This window comes from Nostoc sp. JL34 (genome assembly GCF_017114945.1).
Taxonomy (GTDB): domain Bacteria; phylum Cyanobacteriota; class Cyanobacteriia; order Cyanobacteriales; family Nostocaceae; genus Nostoc.
This window is the reverse complement of the sequence record NZ_JABXKQ010000183.1, coordinates 72416-96696: the sequence shown is the minus strand read 5'-3', so window position 1 is coordinate 96696 and position 24281 is coordinate 72416. Positions and strand designations below refer to the sequence as shown.

Below are 24281 nucleotides of genomic sequence, written 5' to 3'. Positions count from 1 at the left end.
ACGGTTGACAGGTATAGCCTAACAACCCAGCCTAACCTATTGATTTAAACATCATTCAACCTCATTGCTTTGTCATCAACACTTTTACAAAGCTGAGTACTGAGTTCTGAGTGCAATTAATTTTACTTTTTACTCAGCACTCGGCACTGTTTTGGTCAGTGGCTTTGAACTACTTAAAAAAGGTGGGATGCTCTTTAATGAATACAGTACTGACGACTTGGTTAAAAATACTTCATGTGCCAGTTTAAAGGGCGGAATGAGGGTTATATGCACAACCGTAAATATAATGCTACAATCCCCCAAGTGTAAATTTAGGCATAGTTCAGAAACAACCAGATCAACTATTGTCATAATCACCAGAAACTAAAGCCTATATCTATATAAGAGTCTAACCTGTTTATACAAGTTCATGGTTTGATTTTTAAGTGTCTTATGCAGTATAAAAATTATCTTTTGAAAATCACTAATAAAATTTATAAATAATGGATAGCGCAATTTTATTAAACAATATTACAAGTTATCTAAGTAATAATAAGTAGGGAATTTTACTTATTATTAATAAATAAATTCGATCATCTCAGGCTGTCTTCACAAAATTTAAAAATAGCTCATGCACATTCTGATTTATTCCTACAACTATTATCCAGAGCCGATTGGAATTGCTCCGTTAATGACTGAATTGGCAGAAGGACTAGTAAAGCGAGGTCATGAAGTGCGAGTGATTACGGGAATGCCCAACTATCCTCAGCGCGAAATTTATGATGGATATCGCGGGAAGTGGTACGTTACTGAACAAAAAAATGGCGTTACAATTGCGCGAAGTTATCTCCGAATTAAGTCTAAACCTAACCTCGTAGATCGGCTGTTACTGGAGTTGAGCTTTGTTTTCACGAGTTTACCCCAAGCCTTTAAAGGCGGACGTCCTGATGTGATTCTATTAACGGTTCCACCTCTATTTGGTACGTTACCAGCAACAATATTTGGTTGGTTATACAACTGCCCAGTAGTTCTGAATGTGCAAGATATTTTACCAGAAGCTGCGGTACGTATCGGGCTATTAAAAAACAAGTGGATGATCCGTACTCTTGCAGCCCTAGAGAAATTTGCATATCGGACTGCACACACTATTAGTGTCATCACCGATGGGTTTCGTGACAATTTAGTGAATAAGGGAGTACCTGTTAAGAAAATCGTTTGTATTCCCAATTGGGTGAATATAAATTTCATCCGCCCTTTGCCGAAACAAAACAACTCCTGGATATCTAGCCATCAACTCGATGGGAAATTTGTAGTCCTTTATTCGGGCAACATTGCTTTAACGCAAGGTTTAGAAACAGTAATAGAAGCAGCAGTTTACTTACGTCATATCAAGGATATTGTCTTTGTCATCGTTGGTGAATCAAGAGCATTGCAAAGGTTGCAGGAATATTGCCTCTTAAATGGAGCAGATAATGTTTTGCTGCTACCATTGCAGCCACGAGAAAAACTACCTGAAATGCTAGCAGCATCTGATGTAGGACTAATTGTGCAAAAGCGCAATGTTATTTCGTTCAATATGCCTTCAAAAATACCATTGCTGTTGGCGAGTGGTCGCCCGATTGTGGGTTCAGTTCCTGCCACTGGTACTGCTGCTAAAGCAATCGAACTTAGTGGTGGTGGGATAATTGTTGAGCCAGAATCAGCCGATGCAATGGCTGCTGCGGTGTATGATTTATATGCTAATCCTACTCTAGGGGCGAGGTTAGGTAACACAGGCAGACAGTTCGCCGAAGAAAACTATTCCTTGGAGCAGGCACTCGATCGGTATGAACGACTGCTTTCTCATATTGTTGCTAATAGAAAATTAACTGTGGGGATCTTGCCTGATTTGGATTCCAAGGAATCGATTGTGGATAGTTGAAGGGTGGGGACTACTCTAAATTTTTGGAATGCTCGCTTAATTAGGGAAAACCAGGCGACTGTACAGACAAAATCCTGATTGGGATAAATTAAATCACCCATTCGGGTGAGTTAAAAATCAACCGATCGGGTGACCTAAGTGTAGGAAGTTGAGACTGCTCAAAAATAGGAGGGTAGAGGATACTGACTGATTGCACGTCGTTCTTGGTGAGGATAACTCGATGAAACTCGCAACCTTGATTAATAAAGCTGAATTCATCAGCATAGGCGTAGCCCGGCGTTCACGTAGCGTGTCGCAGACAAGCCTCTCGTAGAGAAGGCTCTATACCCTTTTCTTCCCTAAGAGCGATAAACTGATTTGTAACTTATACCAATCGAATCCCCTATGTGGTTATAATGCAAGCAAGCGCTTGCAAACACTCATGGAAAACTTAGTATCAAGGACGGCAACAAAGGTGTTGACAACGGCAGGTTTAACCGGAGCAACAACGCAAGAAACTGCTCGTGTTGCTGCGGTCAATGAGGTAACTTTGATTTCGTCATTTCCAGAGCAAAGAGCAATTACTAGCTGCTGTGATTACCGAAGCGATCGCTTTACAGTCCCAAGCCTTAGCCGATCACTACGACTGGACTCAAAACCTGTACATTGACCTCAAGAATTATGCAAGGCTTTGCAACCAGATGATGGAGGAGCATGAAGACCTGATTCAGACATTTATTGGGGAAGCGAAGCGACATCCCCAAGCGGCACGTCTGATCTTATACGAAACTGACAAATCGCTGTGCGAACATCTGGTTGTGTACTTGCAGAAGAGTCAAGAAAAGAACATAGTGTCTTCAGATATAGATTTGAAAGCATCTGTGGATAGTTTCACTAGTATGTTGCTTCACGGTATGCTGCGTTTTAGCAATTTTACTACCACACTAGACTACAGTCGTGAATGCTACATGCAAACTTGCGTCAATCTATTTGTGCGCGGTATTAGTACCTTGCCATTAAAGGAGCCAGGAGGTTCAGTTGATTAGCCTACAAGAAGATGAACCATGCTTTATCTCTGAGACAAGGTACTGGGTTTATACTGACTAAAAAGTTCTATAAATTACACTTTAAAAAATGATAGGAGTTAAACAATGTACAAATTAACCATAATGTGGTAAGCGGTATTAGTTTGTTTTAGGTGCTAGACATCGTGAGCGATCGCCCAAATACCCAAACATTTTGTCACCAACATAGAAAAAAAGGGCTAAAAAACTATTCAAATAATGCTTTTTTAGCGAAGAGTAGATTGCCCAAGTCTAAATCCACAAGACGAGAAAACGAAGATGTCCCATTCTGAGTTCCCTGACTCTCCCCTTCCCGTTGAAATAGAACAGCCTACTGTTACTGATTCTAATCAAGAGTCGCACCCATTGCCACAGCGATCGCCAAAGCCACCTCAAAAGCGGCGTTGGCCCCTGATTTTGGGAATCATCCTGTTAGTTGCAGGTGTTGGTTTTGGTTGGCGCTGGTGGCAAACTAGTAATGCTAGCAATGCACCTGCGGCTGGAGCTGCTGCTGCTCAACCAGCAATTCCCGTCAAGATAGCAACTGTGGAAACTGAAACTGTGCAGGAAAGTTCGGAGTTTATTGGCTCCTTAGAGGCTCCACGTTCAGTAATCATCAAGCCACAGGTTGAAGGACGAGTTACCCAGATTTTCATCCAAGAGGGGAACCGGGTTCGACAAGGGCAAGTCATTATTAGCCTGCAAAGTGATAATGTCCAAGCTCAATTATCACAAGCTAAAGGCGCACTCCAACAAGCCCAAGCACGTCTTGCTGAACTCAAAGCGGGTACGCGACAAGAAGAAGTTGCCCAAGCTAGAGCGCTGTTAGCCCAAGCTCAAGCTCGCTTTAGAGATGCCCAATCGGGATCGCAACCAGAAGAAATTGCTCAGGCTGAGGCTCAAATTCAGTCAGCTAAATCCGATGTGGAACTAGCACAGTCACGCGCCAAGCGATATGCACAATTGAGAAAAGAGGGCGCAGTTTCCCAAGATACCTTAGAAGGATATGTCAAAGAACAGCAAAGCGCTGAAGCTGCCCTTGTCGTAGCCCAGAAACGCTTAGATCAACTCCGCCAAAGCAGAAGATCGAGTATTAATGAGCTAGGTGGTGCTTTGGAACAACAGAAACAAAACTTAAGACAACTAGAAAATGGTTCCCGCCCAGAAGAAATTGCCCAAGCGCGATCACAAGTAACTCAAGCAGCTGCTCAAGTCCAAGCCGCTGAAGTCCAACTGCAATACACAAAAGTCCTTGCACCTTTTACTGGTGTTGTTGGTGATATTCCCACAAAAGTGGGAGATTATGTAGAAAAAGCAGATCAACTCACTACACTGACTAGAAATGACTCTTTAGAACTGAATATTTCCGTTCCGCTGGCCGAAGCCAAAAAGTTGCGCTTGGGATTACCAATACAAATGCTGGACGCCCAAGATAAAGCTATAGCAACAGGTAAGATCAGTTTTATCTCCCCAAATGCTAGTTTAGATTCGCAGACAGTTTTGGTGAAAGCCAACTTTGGCAATTCGAGAAATCGATTGCTCAATCTTCAGTCAGTGCAAACTAAAGTAATCTGGAACGAACGTCCGGGAATCTTAATCCCAGTTACAGCAGTATCTCGCTTGGGTGGGGAGACTTTTGTATTTGTGGCTCAAGAGCCGCAAGAAAAGTCTAAACCTGGAGCGCCTAAACTGGTAGCTCAACAAAAGCCCGTGAAACTGGGAGTTATTGAGGGGAATAATTATCAAGTTATCGAAGGGCTAAAGGCTGGGGAAAAAATTGTTATTTCCGGCATTCTCAGCCTAACCAATGGCGCTTCTATCACTCCTGCACCGGCAGAAGCGGCTAGTCAGAAGCCTTAGCTGAAGAAAAGATGAGGGCGCAAAGGGGGCATAGGGAGATGAAGGGGACAAGGGAGACAAGGAAAATAACCAATGCCCCATGCCCAATGATCTTCAGGAGTGCTGAGTGATGAGTGGGAAATCTCACTTATTTACTCAGAACTCGGAACGGGCTAAACGCCCTGCTACCGCTAACGGAACTCGGAACTACTATGCCCCATACCAAGTACCCAAAGCCCAATTTTTAAACTATGTTTGTTGACTTCTTTATTAAGCGGCCAATTTTTGCGTCGGTATGTGCGATCCTCATCCTTCTAATCGGATTAATCAGTATTGCAACATTGCCGATCGCTAGATTCCCAGAAATTAGTCCCACCCAAATCACTGTCACTTCCAACTATAGCGGAGCTAGTGCAGAAGTCGTAGAAAGCGGCGTGACCAATATCTTAGAAAGGCAAATCAACGGGGTTGAGGGACTCAGATATATCACTTCCAGTAGCAGTAACGATGGTACTAGTACCATTACAGCCACCTTTGATTCATCACGGGATAAAGATATTGCGGCTGTGGATGTGCAAAATCGTGTTTCTGTTGCCCAGCCACAACTGCCAGACTCTGTGCAGCGCACGGGAGTGCGGGTATCTAAAGAATCTAGCAACATTCTCTTAGCAATTGGTTTATTCGCTGAAAATAAAGAGTACAACAACATATTTTTAAGCAACTATGCCGACCTTTACTTAGCAGATGCCTTAAAAAGAGTCAAAGGCGTGAGCAACGCTCAAGTTTTTGGCGAACGCCGCTACGCAATGCGTTTGTGGTTAGATCCGAGTCGCCTTGCCAGTCGGGGACTAACGACTAAGGATGTAGCAAATGCCCTATCCGAACAAAACTTGCAAGTTGGTGCAGGGAGAATTGGACAAGAACCGGCTCCTGAAGGACAAAGATATCAACTGGATGTGCGTGCTGTCAGCCGATTAGCAGAACCATCAGAATTTGAAGAAATTGTCCTGAAAACTCAAGATGATGGTACGTTAGTTAAGCTCAAAGATGTCGGTAGAGCGGAACTAGGCGCAGAAAACTACAGTTCATTTCTGCGATTTCGGGGCAATGATGCTGTCGGGTTAGGAATTTATCAGGTTCCTGGCAGTAATGCTTTAGATGTAGCGAGGGGAGTCAAAGCTGAACTGGCGCGATTAACTCCGGGTTTTCCGCCAGGGATGAAATATCAAGTAGCTTTTGACACAACATCCTTTGTCGAAGAGTCCTTGGCAGAAGTGGTCAAGACTTTGATTGAATCGGTGGTGCTGGTTGTAATTGTAATTTTTGTGTTCTTGCAAGACTGGCGAACTACCTTAATTCCAGCATTGACAATTCCACTTTCCTTAATTGGGACATTTGCCTTCGTCAAAGTTTTTAACTTTTCCATGAATAGTTTGACTTTGTTTGGTCTAACTTTAGGATCTGGGATGGTGGTAGACGATGCGATCGTTATAGTGGAGCAAATTAGCCGCTTTATTAAGGATAAAGGTATAAGTCCTCGCCGAGCCGCCAGCGAATCAATGAGGGAACTTCTTGGGGCGGTGATTGCAACTTCACTGGTCTTGATGGCGGTGTTTATACCAGTGGCATTTTTCCCAGGAACTACAGGCGCACTTTATAAGCAATTTGCTCTTACTATTGCCTTTTCCATTGCGATTTCGACTTTTTTGGCTTTGACCCTAACGCCTTCCTTATGTGGGCTGCTGCTGCGTCAAGGACAAACACCTTCAGGCTGGCTGGGTTGGATTTTTGGCCAGATTAATCGGTTTCTCGACTGGGCACAGCTTAATTATAAGCGATCGCTGAATTTCCTCACCCGCTTCAAAAGTGTCATTATCGGGTTATTTATCGTCTCCTTGGGAATGACTGTTTGGCTGTACACCACAGTACCAACGGCCTTTCTTCCAGACGAAGACGAAGGCTATTTCATTACAATTATCCAAGGGCCGCAAGGGGTTTCGCTGCAATATACCAGCGATGTGATTGCAAAGGTAGAAAAAGAAATTCTCCAAATTCCAGAAGTACTAGGGACTTTTGCGATCGGTGGATTTGGTTTTAGTGGTAGCACAGCTAATAGCGGCATCATATTTACAACTTTAAAATCTTGGGACGAGCGCTCAAAACCCAATCAATCAGTACAGGCGATTATTGGCAGCTTGCAAGGGAAGTTATTGGCAATTCCAGAGGCCAGGGTTTTTCCTGTGAATCCGCCACCAATTCAGGGTTTAGGCAACTTTGGTGGCTTCGTATTTCAACTACAAGACCGCAGAGGTAACAGTGGCTTACAAAATCTAGTCCAGTCGATGGGTCAGTTGCTGGGTAAAGCTAATCAAACACCAGGATTACAAGCTGTATTTAGCACCTTTGCCGCAGATACACCACAATTGCTTGTGGAAGTAGACCGCAATAAAGCCAAATCATTGCAAGTTTCTATAGATGATGTATTCAGTACATTACAAACTGCTTTAGGATCGCAATATGTAAATGATTTCAATCTCCAGCAGCGCAATTACCGGGTGTATATCCAAGCAGATCAACAGTTTCGTTCCAATCCAAAAGATATTGGTAAACTATACGTTCGTTCTCAAAAAAATCAAATGATTCCTTTGAGTAACTTAGTCACAGTTACTCCGACTGTGGGAGCGCAAACGATAAATCACTACAATCTGTTCCGCTCAATTGAAATTAATGGTGCCGCCGCCCGTGGCTCTAGTTCGGGAGATGCAATTAAAGCAATGGAAAAAGTTGCTAAAGAAGTTTTACCAGCAGGTTATGGTTATGAATGGTCAGGGACTGCATTAGAAGAAATCGATTCTGGTGCTTTAGCGCCCCTAATCTTTGGATTAGGATTAATCTTTGTATTTTTGGTACTCGCCGCTCAATATGAGAACTACGTTGACCCTTTTATCATTCTGTTATCAGTTCCATTAGCTATCTTTGGAGCGCTGATAGCTCAATCAATGCGGGGTTTTGCGAATGATGTTTACTGTCAAATTGGTCTAGTAATGTTGATCGGTTTAGCTAGTAAGAACGCGATTTTGATTGTGGAATTTGCTAACCAATTACGAGACCAAGGGCTTTCGATGACCAAAGCAGTAATTGAGGCTTCACAAGAGCGGTTACGCCCAATTTTGATGACTGCTTTTTCTACACTCTTGGGGATTTTCCCCTTGGCTACTGCCACGGGTGCTGGTGCAGGAAGTCGGCAATCTTTGGGAACAGCAGTTTTTGGTGGGATGTTAATCGCTACTTTCTTGAGTTTGTTTGTCGTCCCGATTTTGTATATCGTAATTAAAACGATAACAGAGCGATTTATCAAACCAAATCGGCATCAAGAAATACCAGTAGAACCAGTGTTATTGAATGGTAGCACTGCTGTATATTCAACAAAATCTGAGGATTGAGTATCTCTCGTTATCGATTGGAGCAAATCAATTTAGGTACTTGCAGTTAAGATGATTGGCAAGCAAGAGAAAAAATTTTAATTTGTAGACCGATTGCAAAAATTCTACAACGCTCTCAAAATTTCCTTGTGGGCATAATGACAAACCCGAATGTACAGTACAAATGTACGCTGAAATCAAGACAATGGTAACAATAGCAGTCAATCCCTATCTAGATGGCAATTTTGCTCCAGTCCATGAAGAAATCACCACCGACAAATTGCCAGTCATCGGTGAATTACCCCTTGATTTATCAGGGATGTTTGTGCGGAATGGCCCTAACCCTCAATGGACACCAATCGGTCAATATCACTGGTTTGATGGGGATGGGATGTTGCATGGTGTGCAAATTAGCAATGGCATAGCCACTTATCGTAACCGCTACGTCCAGACTTTCGGATGGAAAAAAGAACGAGAAGCAGGTAAAGCTATCTGGAGTGGGTTGTTAGAACCACCACAAATGGATAACCCCCACGGTCGCTACAAAAATACTGCCAATACTGCTTTAGTGTGGCACGCTGGTCAGATGTTGGCGCTGAACGAGGGGGGTAAACCTCACGCCATTAAACTGCCTGAATTAGAAACCATTGGCGAGTACACTTACAATGGCAAGCTAGTTTCTGCCTTCACAGCCCATCCCAAGGTAGACCCCGTTACAGGGGAAATGATCTTCTTTGGCTATTCTCTATTTGCGCCACCGTATCTGCAATATAGTGTGGTCTCAGCACAAGGCGAACTGTTGCGGACACTACCAATTGACCTGTCAATAGGGGTGATGATGCACGATTTTGCCATCACTGAAAACTATACCATTTTCATGGATTTGCCGCTGACTTTTAACCTAGAGCGATCGCAACGGGGAGAACCTATAATGATGTTTGAGCGCGATCGCCCCAGTCGCTTTGGTATTGTACCACGTCACGGTGACAACAGTAATATCCGCTGGTTTGAAAGTCCTGCTTGCTACGTCTTTCATACCCTCAACGCTTACGAAGAGGGAGACGAAGTAGTGCTAATTGCCTGTCGTATGAGTTCTACAACTGTTTTGAGTTCTGATGATTCGCAACCAGATCCAAACGCAAATATTCCCCGTTTGCATCGCTGGCGATTTAACCTCAGCACGGGGACAGTGCGTGAAGAAATGTTGGATGATGTAGCTTCCGAATTTCCCCGCGTCAACGAAAACCGATTGGGGCGACAAAACCGATATGGCTACACTAACAAAGCGGCAAACAGTCCCGTACCTTTATTTGACGGTATCATCAAATACGACTTCAGCAGTGGAAAATCCCAAACACATGAATTTGGGCAGGGGCGCTATAGCGGTGAAACTGTGTTTGCGCCGCGTCCTGGTGCAACGGCTGAGGATGATGGTTGGCTGATGACTTTCGTCCACAACGAGAATTCAAATACTTCAGAATTAGTAGTGGTGAATGCCCAAGATGTAACAGCTAAACCTGTAGCGCGGGTGATAATTCCCCAACGAGTGCCTTATGGGTTTCATGGTGCTTGGTTTGCTGGGGAATAAGCTCAATGGGTAGTTAGAAACCGTGTTTACACAGACAAAACTCGCTTAGGTGGGTTTCAAATTCTTTGAGTCAGCGTATGCGGACTTGGCTTGTGTAACCGCGATTTCTAATCGCAGGGTTATTGGTGTAGATAATTGGTCTTTCAAGACGCGATAAATCGCGTCTCTACATCAGGATTTTGGGCTTATCTGAACTCCCGCGCACGCAAATTATTTTTCCCTATACCCCCCAGCGTAGTCAATCACGCAGATTGTTCTATATGATTTGTGAGTTCCATAAGCAACACCAGAGACTTTAAAAGCACCATTAAAAATGTTTTTTCGATGGCCGCGATCGCGCACACCATCATCAATAATTAACTGCATAACAATATCTTGAGCGCTGTTTGGACCATAACTGATATTTTCGCCTGCGGTTGTTTGCCATGTACCATAACGGTTGATGCGAGTAAATGGGTTGCTACCATCGCTACCATCATGACCTGTAACACCTCTTGGGCCTTGGTCTTTTACATGGTCTTTTGCTCCTAAAGACATACCCTTAGATGCACTCAACGCTCCTATAGGACGTGCTGATTTGAGAAATGCGATCGCTTCATCAACTGCTTTGACTCCTTCTTGAGTTCGCAGATAAGTATTATTAGAAATTTTGACTCGGTTCCCCTCAAAGCGCTTTCTATAGTTTTCCAGAATGGGGAGGTATGCTTTAGGATTTGTTCTTACCTTATTGGTTTCAACAATTACCTGTTGTTCCAACGGTGAAAGGTAACTCGCTTTTGCTAATAAAGTTGGACTAGTTTGTTCAACTACTGCTGGGTTAGAGTTGGCTACAGACGGGTTAGATTGAAACAGTTGATCTGAGCAGCCGAATATTAAGGCAATTGGCAAAAATACCCAAAATTTCATGCGACGCATTCATTACCTCACAATTTTTTTATGGATTAATTTAGTGAATTAGAAGAAATAAGAATTTTAAACGCACAGATAAGTCTGTAGACGCTTCTGCCGTTAGAAACAATATCAGGACTTAAGTGGGTTCGCTAAAGAAAGCGCAGATTAACGCGCCAATAATATTGATAAAGTTGCGATTGCCTTTGTTCCTAAAGTGTTACAAATCTCTCACTTAACACCTGTTGTAACATTACAAACACTAAAACGTAAATAAGAACAAAAATCTTTTTTATACTTTCAGAAACCAGCGTTGCCGATACATCAGAAAACCAACAGCCCACCACAACAACACGGTGACTAAGGCAAATAACAGGGAACCATTCAGCGCTCCCGCCCAAGATACGAAAAAATTCTGGTAAATCCAATTGTAGGTACTGGGAGCGTCTTTGCCAGTGCCAATAGTAGTTTTGACTAAAATTTTAATTAACAAAACCGATGCAACGAAAAGAGCGATCGCATTTAACCCCATAATTTCAAAAGGTTTACTCCAGCGACGCATCAGCCGGACTTCGATGAGTTCATAACAAGCTGCTAGCAATAGTAACGCCCAACCTGTTGTAAATACTACATAAGAACTTGTCCACAGCTTTTTATTAATGGGGAATGTCCACCCCCATGCCCAACCGATAATTAAGCAACCAACTCCAAATAATCCTAAACCGATACTTGTGCGTGACTGCACAGGTTGACTGCGTATCCATTGACCAGTGAAGTAGCCAGCGAGGACGCTTACTATGGCGGGAATAGTACTGAAAAGTCCTTCTGGATCTCCCATAAAGTTGAAACTATCACCCTTGTATAAATGTGCTTTGGGAATAATCAGGCGATCAACATAAGCACCGAAATTACCTTCTCGCGTCAAAACTCCCGCACCATATTCTGGCACTGCTACATACATCATCGTTAGCCAGTAGCCAATGAGTAATACTGCTGCTAGTATCCATTGGCCTTTGCGCGGAAGGTTGAGAACAGCTAGGGAAGTCAGCAGATAGGTAAGGCTGATCCGCTGTAACACTCCCATAATGCGGATACTATTCAAATCAAAAGTCCAAATACCCTGATTCCAAAAGCCATTTAGTAGTAATCCCAAGGCAAAGAGAATCGCGGCGCGGCGTAATATCCGCCAGTAAACAACTGAGGTTGGTTTATTGCCTTCGCTGTACTTTGACAGCGAGAAAGTCATTGCCACACCAACAATGAAGAGAAAGAAGGGAAATACCAAGTCAGTTGGTGTGCAGCCGTGCCAATTGGCGTGGGCTAAGGGAGGATATATATCATCTGTGACACCCGCCATGTTGACGAGAATCATTGCAGCGATGGTAATGCCGCGAAAAACATCCAGTGAAGTTAGGCGCATAAGCGGAATTTTGTGTTAGATGAGTATCTAAGCTACCCCGCTTGATGCAGGTAATCAAGCAAAATTTATAAACTTGGATACAAGGTAAAATTTTGTTAAGTCATTACCACTACTCGCTATGGCAATTAAAGTCGGAGATACTGCTCCTAATTTCACTCTCCCTGCTCAAAACGGCTCAACAGTTAGCCTCCAAGATTTTCGCGATAAAAAAGCTGTTGTCCTATATTTTTATCCCAAAGACGACACACCCGGATGTACGGCTGAATCTTGCGCCTTTCGCGATCAGTATGAAGTGTTTAAAACCGCTGGCGCTGAAGTTGTCGGTGTGAGTGCTGACTCCAGCGAATCTCACCAGCGATTTGCTGCGAAATACAATCTACCTTTTACTCTGTTAACCGACAAAGGCGACCAAGTGCGAAAGCTATATGGCGCAACAGCAGCCTTTGGCTTATTCCCTGGTCGCGTTACTTACGTCATTAACCAACAGGGAGTTGTGCAATACGTGTTTGATTCAATGTTTAACTTTAAAGGTCACGTTGAGGAAGCGCTGAAAACTTTGCAACAGATTGCAAAATAGGGAAATGGGCATTGGGCATTGGGCATTGGTTATTTCTCCCTTATCCACCCATTCCCCATTCCCCGTGCCCCATGCCCCATTCCCTATTTAGAATGCGACTTTTCCGGCATGGCAATATTAGCGTGGCTTGACTTGCCATTCTTGCCGTTAGTATGGCCGTTACCATTGCGGGGATGAATTACACCATAACCGCCGTGGTTACGTTCGTAAATTACATTAATCTCTCCAGTTTCAGAATTGTGGAACATATAAAAGTCGTGTCCCACAAGTTGCAGTTGTTCCAGGGCTTCTGCAAGGGTCATCGGCGGCATGGAAAAATATTTAGTGCGGACAACTTCGTTGGGCAATTCAGGAGTGCGATCGCCAATTAAATCTGTGACTACCGTCTCTGCAACAACTACTTCTGTTGGTAGGGCATGAGTTTTCTGATCTTGACGCCGTTCTTTATATTTCCGCAGTTGACGGGCAATTTTATCTGCAACTAAGTCAATACTGGCATAGAGGCTTTCGCTGCTTTCCTCGGCACGAATAACGCTACCATTAGCATAAATAGTTACTTCAGCCGCTTGTCTTGGATTAATTCGGGGATTCCGGGCGACGCTAAGATGCACATCCACTTCATTTGTAATGCTCTGAAAGTGACTAACTGCTTTTTCAATCTTTTGATGTACATACTCACGAATCGCATCGGTGATTTCAATATTTTTGCCGTGGATGACAAGCTTCATGTAATACTCTCCCGCTGAAATATTTGGATGTGTGAATTTGCTTTGTATGAAAAGAAGTTGCGGTAAGGTCTATTACTCCCGCCAAAACAAATTGTGAACTATATTGTATGTACTGCTAGTAAGCTATCTCTAAGCTTACTACATCTGAGTTTTTCTCAAGTATAACCTTGTTTACCTCCTCATCTCTGCGCTGGTATCCAATTGGATATCCACTTAAAATTCTTGGGTAAGGCAATCTGAATGGTAGCTGCCGTGACTACCTTCTTATCTAAAGCAAGGTTTACAGAACTGTTGATAGTTGCTCCTTCTGTGTTCGGTTGAAGTTTGCTTTCTAGTGTTCAATAATACAAGTCTTGCTGGAAGTTTGATTCTGTTTGAGATGCAAGCAATGTTATAAGAGTCATCAGCCAATGCATTCGTCTTTATCGTCTTGGCATGATGCTTATTGCAGAGAATTCCTCCTAAAACCTATTGAGGTTAATATTCAACCTAGCACTTTGTATTTTCTAATGCAGGTTCCCTTGACTTTCCTTTAAAATCCTTTGTAAAGCTTAACATTTATTGACTCCAATCCTCTAACTTGAAATATATTTCGTCCTTAATACAGTTGATTTTTGGCATTATCTGTAGTATGAAACCACACAAAAACCGTTGTTTGTTGTATAACCAAGAATTAATACCTTACTTAGAGGCTCATGGATGGCAGCGATCGCTCCTCACTGAGCGCATCCATGACCCCAGTCTAGATGACGTGTTAATTTTGCTAGAACATCCTCCTGTCTACACTCTGGGGCAAGGATCGAACTCAGATTTCATCAAATTTGAGATTGACAAAGGTCAGTATGATGTGCATCGAGTGGAACGAGGCGGTGAGGTTACTTACCATTGTCCCGGTCAACTGGTGGGATATCCAATTTTAAATCTACAACGTTATCGTAAAGACCTCCATTGGTACTTACGGCAACTTGAGGAAGTAATAATTCGCGTATTGGCAGTTTATGGGTTGCAGGGAGAAAGAATACCAGCTTTTACTGGCGTTTGGTTACAAGGGCGCAAAGTTGCGGCTATTGGGATTAAAGTCAGCCGTTGGATTACCATGCACGGTTTTGCATTAAATGTTTGTCCAGATATGACAGGCTTTGAGCGCATTGTACCCTGCGGTATTTCTGATAAACCTGTAGGCAGTTTAGCCGAATGGATTCCAGGTATCACCTGCCAAGAAGTGCGTTTTTACATAGCGCAATATTTTGCGGAAGTCTTTGACGTGGAATTAGTCGAATCTCAGCCGGAAGGATTTTTCCAGTCTGAGTAAATTCAGCTTGTAATTATGTAATAAATACTATAGCAGTCCTATTTAAATTGTGAGACACTTATGAGATGAGTCCATATTTAATAGTATCAAAATAACTATTTAACTGCGGTTGTCAAAGCTAAAATCTGATTATTTACAAGTTTTTATACTAACTTTTTACGGCTGTCAAGCACAACTTTGCGCGTGAATTACTCAAATAATCTCCAGGTATATGCCTCATCGTTAACGTCTCTGAGAGAACGTGACTGGACAGCTTTGATAGAACTATTTGATAGAGACGATGGTGATGAAATTGAAGCCGACATCAGTGGTAGTTTATTTTGGCTGATACCTGAACCTTGTTGGGAAGATGATCCCTTTGATTTCTTGCGTGAGTACCTTTAAGTAGTGCTGAGTAGTGAGTGAGGAGTTTGAAGGAAGTCTTTAATTACGAATTATTTTAAGGCGACTGAGGAAAATACGTAAGCGATCGCTTTGGGGATTGGTCAGCACTTCATAGGCTGGGCCTTGTTCTGTCACAATACCTTGGTCTAAAAATATCACTTGATGGGCTACTTCTTTTGCAAATTGCATTTCATGGGTGACAACCACCATTGTCATCCCTTCTGCGGCTAATTGTTGCATCACTTGCAGAACTTCGCCAACGAGTTCAGGATCTAGGGCGCTGGTTGGTTCGTCAAATAGCATAATTTGGGGATTCATACATAAGCTACGGGCGATCGCGACTCGTTGCTTTTGTCCGCCAGAAAGTTGTTCGGGATAAGCAGAAGCTTTGTCAGATAAGCCAACTTTTTCTAAATATAATCTCGCTAGTTGGGCGCTTTCTTTTGGTGTTTTACCCAAGACTTTACGAGGGGCGAGTGTCATATTTTCCAGGACACTGAGATGGGGAAACAGGTTGAACTGTTGAAAAACCATGCCTACTTGTGTTCGGAGTTGCCGCAGTTGGCTATAGTTGACAGTGGGTCGGGATAAGTTGATCCCGTTGATGATTAAACGCCCTTTGTCAATGGTTTCTAGGCGATTAAAGCAGCGTAGTAGGGTACTTTTACCACAGCCGGAGGAACCGATAATTGCAATGACTTCTCCCCGGTTGATTTCGCCGGTGATTCCTTTGAGAACTTTCAGGGAACCAAAGTTTTTTTCGATATTGTCAAAAATAATGGCGGGGATGGTATTGTTCATTACTTATGTCAAGCTGCTCTACAGTTGATTGTAAGGTTTTTAACGAACCGCAGAGAGCGCAGAGGGGAAAGAAAATAATATGGTTAAATTTGGTTTTGTACGCTGGTGCATGGTTGTCGGTTTTAGCTGTTTGTTACTGGCTGGCTGTGCTGTGAACCCTAGCGCGGGGAAAACTCTGCGGGTTGCTACAGAACCGGCATTTCCACCTTTTGAGTTTCAAAAACAAGGTGGTGAGTTGCAGGGTTTTTCAATTGATTTGATGAATGCAGTAGCTATTGCTGCTAACTTTAAAGTGAATTTTCAAAGTCTGCCTTTTGATGGCATTATCCCTGCTTTACAAGCCAAAACGGTAGATGTGGCCATTAGTTCGATCACAATTACAGAGGAGAGGGCAAAGACTATTTCTTTTTCCCGTCCTTATTTTAAGGCTGGATTAGCGATCGCAATTCGCGCAGACAATCAAGATATTACTGGTTTTGACAGTCTCAAAAATAAAAAAATTGCGGTACAAATTGGTACAACTGGGGCTGCAAAGGCTAAGAGTATTCCTGGGGTACAAATTCGCAGCTTTGATTCAGCACCATTAGCCTTGCAAGAATTGCTCAATGGTAATGTGGATGCGGTAATTAATGATGCACCTGTTACTTTATATGCTATTAATACAGGCAATCTTCAGGGAATTAAAGTAGTACAGCAATTGCTGACAGAGGAGTTTTACGGCATTGCTACGGCTAAAAATTCGCCTAATTTGGTATTAATAAATAATGGTTTGGATGGAGTGTTAAAAAATGGCACTTATTCCCAAATTTACCAAAAATGGTTTAAAGCCCAAGCGCCATCACTACCAGCTAAATCACCATTTGAGAATCAAACTAACACTAATGCACCTAAAATATTTACTTCAATTAGCGTGATTTTGCAGGCTTTTCCAAGTTTATTGCAAGGTGCATTAGTAACGTTGCAATTGACGATCCTTTCTGTAGTCTTTGGTTTAATTGGCGGTTCACTGATTGGTATTGTCCGCCTTTCTCATATTGCACCTGTGCGTTGGTTGGCGAGGGCGTATGTAGATTTTTTTCGGGGAACGCCTTTGCTGGTACAAATTTATATGATTTACTTTGGATTACCAGCAATTTCGCAAGAACTTGGTTTTACATTTACTTTTGATCGCTTGGTAGCTGGGGTAATTGCTTTAAGTTTAAATAGCGCTGCATACATTGCAGAAGTTGTTCGTGCGGGGATTCAATCAATTGAACCAGGACAATCTGAAGCTGCACAATCATTAGGTTTAAGTTCTGTGCAAACCATGAGTTATGTAGTTTTTCCCCAAGCTTTCCGGCGGATGATTCCACCTTTGGGTAATGAATTTATCAGTTTATTGAAAGATACTAGCTTAGTTTCTGTGATTGGGTTTGAAGAATTACTACGTAAAGGACAGTTAATTGTTGCTGACAACTATCGCGCCTTTGAGATTTATGCAGGTATAGCGGTGGTTTATTTATGTTTGACGTTACTTTCTTCTCAAGCATTTAGCCGATTAGAAGCTTGGATGAATCCTATCAAGCGCTAAGAGACTTTCAAAAATAAGTTCTCAAAATCTAGAGAATGATAATCAATACCTTGGAAAACTGATTTTTTGGGATAGGTAGCAGTTGGGGGTTAAGAACCCTAAGATAAAATCAAGCTATAGGGGGATATATTATACCTTTTTCCGAGTAACTATAAGTCATTGTTCAATTTAAATTAATAAGTTACTACGAATCTAATAAAAAAGTTATGTAATATCAATCAGATAACCATATTGTTATCATAGGTTTGTAAACATTAAGAAATGTAAATAGTAGCTATAGTTGTAAGTAAATTTAACTTAATGATTTCGTGCTTGCTATTTGAGGGCTGAATATATCAGTACAATCATGCTGTAATTATAACTCAGTAAATATGTTAGAACAGTTACAATGCAAACCTAGTATCCGCTGCATTGTAATGGTTCAGTTTGCCAGCCAAAAATTAAAAACTTTTCATTGGAGGAGAAGCAAATGAGAAATTTGAAAGCAATCATAGACAAATCCTCATTTACTAGTGAAGTGCCAGCATCATTTGTGGTATTTCTTGTCGCCCTCCCTCTTTGCATGGGTATTGCGATCGCTTCGGGACTTCCACCATCTCGCGGCTTAGTTACAGGAATAGTAGGCGGAATTATTGTTGGTGCTGTTTCCGGTTCTCCTTTGTTAGTCAGTGGCCCAGCTGCTGGGCTTGCGGTGATTGTTGCAGAAATAGTTAAAGAATATGGCATTGAAATGGTTGGGCCAATTCTGCTGCTAGCGGGTTTAATCCAATTACTCGCAGGTATATTTAAACTTGGCCAGCTGTTTCGCGCCATGTCACCAGCTGTTATCTATGGAATGCTTGCAGGTATTGGGATATTAATCCTCGCTTCCCAATTTCATGTCATGTTAGACGATCAACCGCGTATACACGGCATTGAGAATCTAATTTCTATTCCCAGCACCATTTACAAAGCTTTCTTCCCTATTGATGGTAGCGTTCATCACGTTGCAGCATTAATAGGTGTAACAACTATTATCAGTCTTCTGCTATGGGAAAAATTTAAACCCAGGAGTTTAAAGTTGATCCCTGGTGCGCTTATCGGCGTTGTAATTGCCACCGTCATTGCTACAGTGTATCGATTACCGATTCAGTATGTTGATGTACCTGCAAATCTGGCACAAGCAATTCAATTACCAACACCTGCCAGCTTACCACGCTTAATTCAGGCATCAATTTTGCTGGATGCGATCGTGATTGCATTCATTGCTAGTACAGAAAGTTTGCTTTCAGCGGTAGCAGTAGATCGACTACATACTGGCCCAAGAACCGATTTTGATCGCGAATTAACGGCGCAAGGAATTGGCAACATTATATGTGGCTTCTTGGGTGCTTTGCCCATGACGGGAGTGATTGCCCGCAGTTCTGTAAACGTAGAAGCTGGGGCTAAAACTAGATTATCGACGATGCTTCATGGTCTATGGCTGTTAATTTTAGTAATTGCAGCCCCAACCTTGCTCAAAATAATTCCCATCTCTAGTCTGGCAGCAATTCTAGTTGTTACTGGTTACAAACTAATCGAAGTAGAACATATTCGCCAGTTAAAGAAGTATGGACGTTTTCCTCTGGTGATATTTTTTGCCACTTTAATAGGGATTGTTTTTACTGACTTAATCACAGGTGTTTTAATTGGTATTCTTTTGACAGGAATGTTACTAATTCACAAAATGTCCGTGCTGAATATCCAAATTATTAAGCACGAAAACAATCAGCGAATAGACATTTATTTACAAGGTGCGGCAACATTTGTGAGGCTACCAAAATTGGCGAACATTTTAGACCTTGTGCCTCCAGGAAGTGAATTGCATGTTTATATGCAAGACTTGGCTTATATAGATCACTCTTGCCTAGACCTACTATCGGTGTGGGCAAAACAACAGGAAAAAATGGGAAGCACTTTAACTATGCAATGGGATCGTCTGATAGATCGTAATCGCAACCCATTTACTCTGTAGAATTCAAGCCAGATTTTTTCTCACAGTAGGGTAGCACGGCTATGCTGCCCTATGAATTGCTTGTTTGAGATAGGTTTTATATAGGGAATTTGGATCGAGTTGCACCTAAATCAAGCACAAATATATGACAATTTTCTGCGATCGCAATTTATTTTTAGAAAGAAGTTCATCGTTTGTTTGGTTTTCAATAACTGTATAAGCTGAATATTTTGACTTGATTCTGGGAGGTAGAGCTTCCTAAAATACAGACCTAATACTGAGTATGGGAACGAGAATATGATCATAAAAAACCCACCTAACTGATATTTGTAGGCGGGGTTAGTATATTACTAAGGCTATTTAACCGCACATAGTATCACTCAAATTGCACAAGCGATCGCCCCGATACGACAAGAAAACCCACAGAATCAAGTCTCAGAAGCGGCTGACGAATTCCCTCTAAAATGGCTGCATTTAAAGCAGTTTCTATCTTCAATTCTTCGGCCAATGCATTATCCCAACTTTGCTGATTCAAACGTAGACGTAATTGTTCTACTCTATTGGCTAATTTCTTTTCGGCAACCTTAGCACAATTTTGGCACAATTCAATAAAATCGGGACGATTGGAAAGTAATTCTGAAGAAGTATTACGCATTTCATAGCAAAAATTTTGCCATTTACTAGGATCAACAAAATCGTCAATAATTCCTAAGCGCTCTTTTGCCAGATTGTAATCTCGTCCTTGATTATTGTTTTTATCTTTATATGGACGTTGCAGGATACTTAAGAGCGCTTTATCCTCAACAACCCGGATTGGCTCTTTGCGACCATCAACATAGATAGTTTCTATAATTGGTGGAAATAAAGCATCAACACGTCGCTGCAAGTTTTTGAATTGAGAATTATCTAGTTTGTTATCTAGTAAAACTTGTTTGGCAATTCTTAGGTTTGCCTCGACTACATAATTGCATTGAAAACCGAACCATTCCTTCCCTTCTTTCGCGTCCCAAGATGCATCAGTGCGCCACATTGCAAAGGCTTCACCTCGGTCATCCCAGTTTACATAGTTCAAGAGTGCTTCGACAAATCCTTCCCCAACTCGAAAGAGTTTAACACCAGCATTCTGATTTGCTACCCTGCGATTATAAGTACCAAATTGGTCTAGAGAACTCTCAGCAAAACGGTTTTTTAAATCATTTATCGGAACCAATGTCCGCGTTGTTGGTTGATAACGTCGCATCTCTGATGAATCTGGGTTATTCAGTCCTCTGAATCCCAGTGCGTCGCAAATCCAGCCTTCAATTGCTCGTTTCATTTCTAGATGACGAGCATCGTAATTATCTAGCTCTTGAAAATACTCAGTAGCAATTTCATCGTTCGCGTCAATTTCATCTAGAGCATTCTGTTCGCTAATTTTGGCTATTTCCGCTTCAATTTGCTCTTGAATTGGCGAAACTATCTCTAACAATCCAGCCGCACCTGATTGAAACAAAACTGTTTCTAATTCTGCAAGTTTCTCATCGACATAAAACTGGAGACTGGCAATTGATTGTTGGAAAATACCAAACCCATCTTTTAATACTTTATACCAAGCATTGTGAGGGCTATCTTCCAAGTAGGGGCCAATCAAGGCACTAGATTGGATGCCAATTTTGCTGCCAATACGGTCAAGTCTACCAATTCTCTGCTCTAATTGATTAGGCGACCAAGGAAGATCAAAATGAATTAACCAATCGGCAAACTGGAGGTTACGTCCTTCTTCTCCAGAGCGATCGCATACTAAAATAAAGCAGTTTGGGTTATCTTTAAACCTATTTAAGCCTTCCTCAACCTTGTCTGGTGATTCTCCAAATTGATGGCTGGCTATTGTCTCTGCACCAAAGGTATCAGATAAATAACGGACAATTTCGCCACAAGTTTGCACAAAACTGGTAAATACAATAAATTTGGGCAGAATATCCCCAGTAATTGGTCTCTTGATTCTCTGCTGTATTCTCGTGATGAATTCTTTTTGATTCTTCCGAACGTTTGTGGGAATTTTGAAATAAGTACCTAGCTGATTCAGCAGCACTGTTTTCAGATTTTCCGTTCGTTGTCCGTCCTCTTGAGGTTGACGAACAATTTTTAGTAAGGATTGCAGAATCTCTTCTTCTCCTGAGAATTTGGGGGTTGTAGTTAATAGGCGAACATCATCTTCTTTAAACTCCTGGATGAGTTTAGCATGAGGTTTACCAGTTAACCGGGCGGTAATTACCTGCTCTAAAATCCCTAACCAAGTCCCAGCAGCGAGAAATAACAGTAGAAAAATTCGCTGATATTGCTTTTCACTAGGAGCAACACTCCGCCATTGATTGAAGAGTTCGTGAATATCAAGCGATCGCTCGTCTAAATCATACTCTTCTTTCGGCGTAAAGTTGCGGTCAAATATCACATCTTCTACCGCAGCGCGACGGTTGCGAAGCATTCGCCGGTGTAGTCGATAGATATCGCTGACGTGGACGCGAATCGCTTGGACGATTTGCTCTTGCTCAGGAGAATTTGCTTGTAAACAATTTTCTAAATCATCCGCTAGCTTCAGTAAATACTCATCCTCAGCCAAGAGCTTTCGCAATTGCTGCAAGTTGCTTTTGAGAACCAGAGGTTCTGCACCTTCTTTAAAAGAAAGGAGAAGTTTACCAATTTGCTGACGGCTTTCAACTTTGGTGCGGAAACCTGCTAAATCACCCAGTTTATAGGTTGTCGGGTCGAGCAAGTGCAACATGGCCAGAAAATCTTGCTCGTGATTGAGAACCGGAGTGGCAGATAATAAAAGTAAGCGATCGCTTTTATGAGCAAGTTCTTTGCAAGTCTCAAACCGTTGACGCACTGTTGCATCCTTAGAGGTCGCCATTGCCGCAATATGATGAGCTTCATCTAAAATTAAGCAGCCTATCTTTGCTTTCAGGTTGATTTTATGAATATCTTCAACCGCCAGTACTGCTACCCGTTTGCCAAAATGGGAGATGTAAAACTTGTTTTCTAACTCAGTCCGCCATTGTTTGAGCAAATATTGCGGAACTAATACCACCGCATTTCTTTTCGGTTCATCAAGGAGGAATTGACGCAGAATCGCACCCGCTTCAATGGTTTTACCTAGTCCCACCTCGTCTGCTAGCAAGTAGCGTTGAATTGGGTCTTCCAGTACCCGCCTGACTACTTCAACTTGGTGAGGATAAAGATTAATATTTGCCGAAATCAGTCCCGTCATCCCGCGACTCACAGCGCGTTGCTGAATCAAGGATTTCACGAAAGCCAGTCTTTTGTCATGGAAGTAGGGCGTTTCGTGACCCTTCATCGCCAGAGTTTCGATGGGGTCAGTGTTGGGTAAATTGCAACGAACGTAAATGTCTTCTTCAGTAGCGATCGCAGTTTTTTTATCTGGTAAATCAATTTGATACATTTCTGTATCTTCATCCCAAATAAAAACTCTGCCAACTATCCATTTATCCTGAGTTTGGGACTTAATATAGCATCTAGCTTGGGGTTCAAGCCTGACCGGAGAGAGCGAATTTAAAGGTAAAGTTTTTTGAAGACGTTGCCCTATAGAGCAGAAATACTCAACGTTCGCATTACCATCAGATATTTCGGTAACTTTTCCGATACCCAAATAGTTATTCTGGGACTGTACCAATAAACCAAGCTTAATCATAGATCCAGTCCCCTGAACACACTAAAATAACCTTCCAGACTAGTTTTTTCACCTATATCTGGCAGTTTTGTCGATCAACATTATAGAGTATTACAGTTTTTGTTATGGCGATCGCTATGCTTTTGGAAGATCCGAAGCTTACTCAAAGTCAGTCTATTTCTACTTTTACCTAAGATTACTGACTTTTGAGTATAAATTCATCTTTCAATTGATAGACTCGGTGGCGTTCAAGATCAGCATATCAGTTTGGCACTAGGCTTTTCCTCAAGAATATCCATTTAAACTGGATGATGTTTCATTTAATTTCATGTGGGCTGATATATGGCGTGATAGATTCGCGCTTTGCCTTGATCGCACCACGATACAATTGAGGTAATGTAGTTTTATTTACTATGAAGAAAATTAGAGACAACACAATTAAGTTAAATCAGTTCTTAAAGTTAATGGGTATAGTGCCAACTGGAGGCCAAGCCAAACTGATGATTCAAGGTGGTGATGTCCAAGTAAACGGTACGCTGGAAACTCGAAGAGGACGGCGACTAGTCCCAGGTGATAAAGTGACAATACAAGGACAGACTTTAGAGGTGAATTTGAACAACAATGAAGACCCAGATGTAATGACAGATTTAACCGAACAAACCGAGTAAATAAAGTTTACCCCAAATTGAAAAGTTCCTCTTTTGCCTTGTGAGTAATGCTGCAAATTTCCAACAAAGTTATTATCCCACAGACTGATATTGAAATTACTGCGATTCGCTCTCAAGGAGCGGGAGGTCAAAATGTTAACAAGGTTTCCACCGCTATCCACTTGCGCTTTGATATTGCGGCTTCATCATTACCTGATTATTATAAACAACAGCTTTTAAAGCTGAACGATCGACGCATTAACCAAGAAGGAGTAGTTGTAATTAAAGCCCAAGAACACCGAAGTCAAGAGAACAATCGCGAGTCAGCATTGAAACGACTTCAAGAACTCATTCAAAGCGCAGTTGTAGTGACGATAAAACGCAAACCCACTAAACCAACCCGCAGTTCTCAAAGAAAGCGCCTTGACCACAAAAGTAAGCGCGGACAGGTTAAATCTAACAGAGGGCAGGTGACAGATTGTTGATTTATCGATTATTCGTAGAAAATACGCGTATTGTTAAA

At 42.0% G+C, this 24281-nt stretch carries 17 protein-coding genes; 12 read left to right on the top strand and 5 right to left on the bottom strand.

The genetic code is table 11. From position 1 onward, the window contains the following. Positions 1-610 precede the first annotated feature (610 nt). The 5 genes from HWQ44_RS33225 to HWQ44_RS33205 all read left to right on the top strand — a co-directional run bounded on the left by HWQ44_RS33225 (position 611) and on the right by HWQ44_RS33205 (position 9792). Positions 611-1900 (top strand): glycosyltransferase family 4 protein, encoded by a 1290-nt coding sequence (locus HWQ44_RS33225; protein WP_292726699.1) that lies wholly within the window; start codon positions 611-613, stop codon positions 1898-1900. 572 nt (positions 1901-2472) lie between these two features. After that, positions 2473-2925, top strand: coding sequence for a TetR/AcrR family transcriptional regulator (locus HWQ44_RS33220; RefSeq protein ID WP_292726697.1), 453 nt, complete (start codon positions 2473-2475; stop codon positions 2923-2925). Between the two features lie 297 nt (positions 2926-3222). Next, positions 3223-4803, top strand: coding sequence for an efflux RND transporter periplasmic adaptor subunit (locus HWQ44_RS33215; RefSeq protein WP_292726696.1), 1581 nt, complete (start codon positions 3223-3225; stop codon positions 4801-4803). Between the two features lie 230 nt (positions 4804-5033). Further along, positions 5034-8225, top strand: a complete 3192-nt coding sequence (locus tag HWQ44_RS33210) for an efflux RND transporter permease subunit (RefSeq protein ID WP_292726694.1) — start codon at positions 5034-5036, stop codon at positions 8223-8225. Between the two features lie 184 nt (positions 8226-8409). Next, on the top strand, positions 8410-9792 hold the full coding sequence (locus HWQ44_RS33205) for a carotenoid oxygenase family protein (protein ID WP_292726692.1): 1383 nt from the start codon (positions 8410-8412) through the stop codon (positions 9790-9792). A gap of 210 nt (positions 9793-10002) precedes the next feature. Here HWQ44_RS33205 and HWQ44_RS33200 read toward each other — a convergent pair whose 3' ends face one another. Further along, on the bottom strand, positions 10003-10707 hold the full coding sequence (locus HWQ44_RS33200; protein ID WP_292726690.1) for a CAP domain-containing protein: 705 nt from the start codon (positions 10705-10707) through the stop codon (positions 10003-10005). Positions 10708-10972: 265 nt separating this feature from the next. Beyond that, positions 10973-12100 (bottom strand): acyltransferase family protein, encoded by a 1128-nt coding sequence (locus tag HWQ44_RS33195; protein ID WP_292726688.1) that lies wholly within the window; start codon positions 12098-12100, stop codon positions 10973-10975. 118 nt (positions 12101-12218) lie between these two features. On the opposite strand from HWQ44_RS33195, the gene HWQ44_RS33190 reads away from it, so the two are divergent. Then, complete coding sequence (locus tag HWQ44_RS33190; RefSeq protein ID WP_292726686.1) at positions 12219-12677, top strand: peroxiredoxin; 459 nt, start codon at positions 12219-12221, stop codon at positions 12675-12677. An 83-nt stretch (positions 12678-12760) separates the two neighbouring features. Here the strand turns inward: HWQ44_RS33190 and raiA are convergent, their stop codons facing one another. Further along, positions 12761-13405: a ribosome-associated translation inhibitor RaiA gene (gene raiA, locus HWQ44_RS33185; protein ID WP_292726685.1), complete on the bottom strand. Its 645-nt coding sequence runs from the start codon at positions 13403-13405 to the stop codon at positions 12761-12763. A gap of 631 nt (positions 13406-14036) precedes the next feature. Here raiA and lipB point away from each other — a divergent pair. Both lipB and HWQ44_RS33175 read left to right on the top strand, forming a co-directional pair. Beyond that, positions 14037-14717, top strand: a complete 681-nt coding sequence (gene lipB / locus HWQ44_RS33180) for a lipoyl(octanoyl) transferase LipB (RefSeq protein ID WP_292726683.1) — start codon at positions 14037-14039, stop codon at positions 14715-14717. A 183-nt stretch (positions 14718-14900) separates the two neighbouring features. Continuing rightward, complete coding sequence (locus HWQ44_RS33175) at positions 14901-15101, top strand: hypothetical protein (protein WP_292726681.1); 201 nt, start codon at positions 14901-14903, stop codon at positions 15099-15101. Positions 15102-15140: 39 nt separating this feature from the next. Here the strand turns inward: HWQ44_RS33175 and HWQ44_RS33170 are convergent, their stop codons facing one another. Then, positions 15141-15902: an amino acid ABC transporter ATP-binding protein gene (locus HWQ44_RS33170; protein WP_292726680.1), complete on the bottom strand. Its 762-nt coding sequence runs from the start codon at positions 15900-15902 to the stop codon at positions 15141-15143. A 79-nt stretch (positions 15903-15981) separates the two neighbouring features. On the opposite strand from HWQ44_RS33170, the gene HWQ44_RS33165 reads away from it, so the two are divergent. After that, on the top strand, positions 15982-17472 hold the full coding sequence (locus HWQ44_RS33165; protein ID WP_292726678.1) for an ABC transporter permease subunit: 1491 nt from the start codon (positions 15982-15984) through the stop codon (positions 17470-17472). Between the two features lie 469 nt (positions 17473-17941). Then, the gene (locus HWQ44_RS33160; RefSeq protein WP_292726676.1) at positions 17942-19465 is read left to right on the top strand and encodes a SulP family inorganic anion transporter; all 1524 of its coding nucleotides are present in this window, start codon (positions 17942-17944) and stop codon (positions 19463-19465) included. Between the two features lie 355 nt (positions 19466-19820). Here the strand turns inward: HWQ44_RS33160 and dpdE are convergent, their stop codons facing one another. Next, positions 19821-23132, bottom strand: a complete 3312-nt coding sequence (dpdE, locus tag HWQ44_RS33155; RefSeq protein ID WP_292726674.1) for a protein DpdE — start codon at positions 23130-23132, stop codon at positions 19821-19823. 392 nt (positions 23133-23524) lie between these two features. On the opposite strand from dpdE, the gene HWQ44_RS33150 reads away from it, so the two are divergent. Then, complete coding sequence (locus HWQ44_RS33150) at positions 23525-23779, top strand: RNA-binding S4 domain-containing protein (protein WP_292726673.1); 255 nt, start codon at positions 23525-23527, stop codon at positions 23777-23779. A 47-nt stretch (positions 23780-23826) separates the two neighbouring features. Further along, on the top strand, positions 23827-24243 hold the full coding sequence (gene arfB / locus HWQ44_RS33145) for an alternative ribosome rescue aminoacyl-tRNA hydrolase ArfB (RefSeq protein ID WP_292726671.1): 417 nt from the start codon (positions 23827-23829) through the stop codon (positions 24241-24243). The last annotated feature ends 38 nt before the right edge of the window (positions 24244-24281 follow it).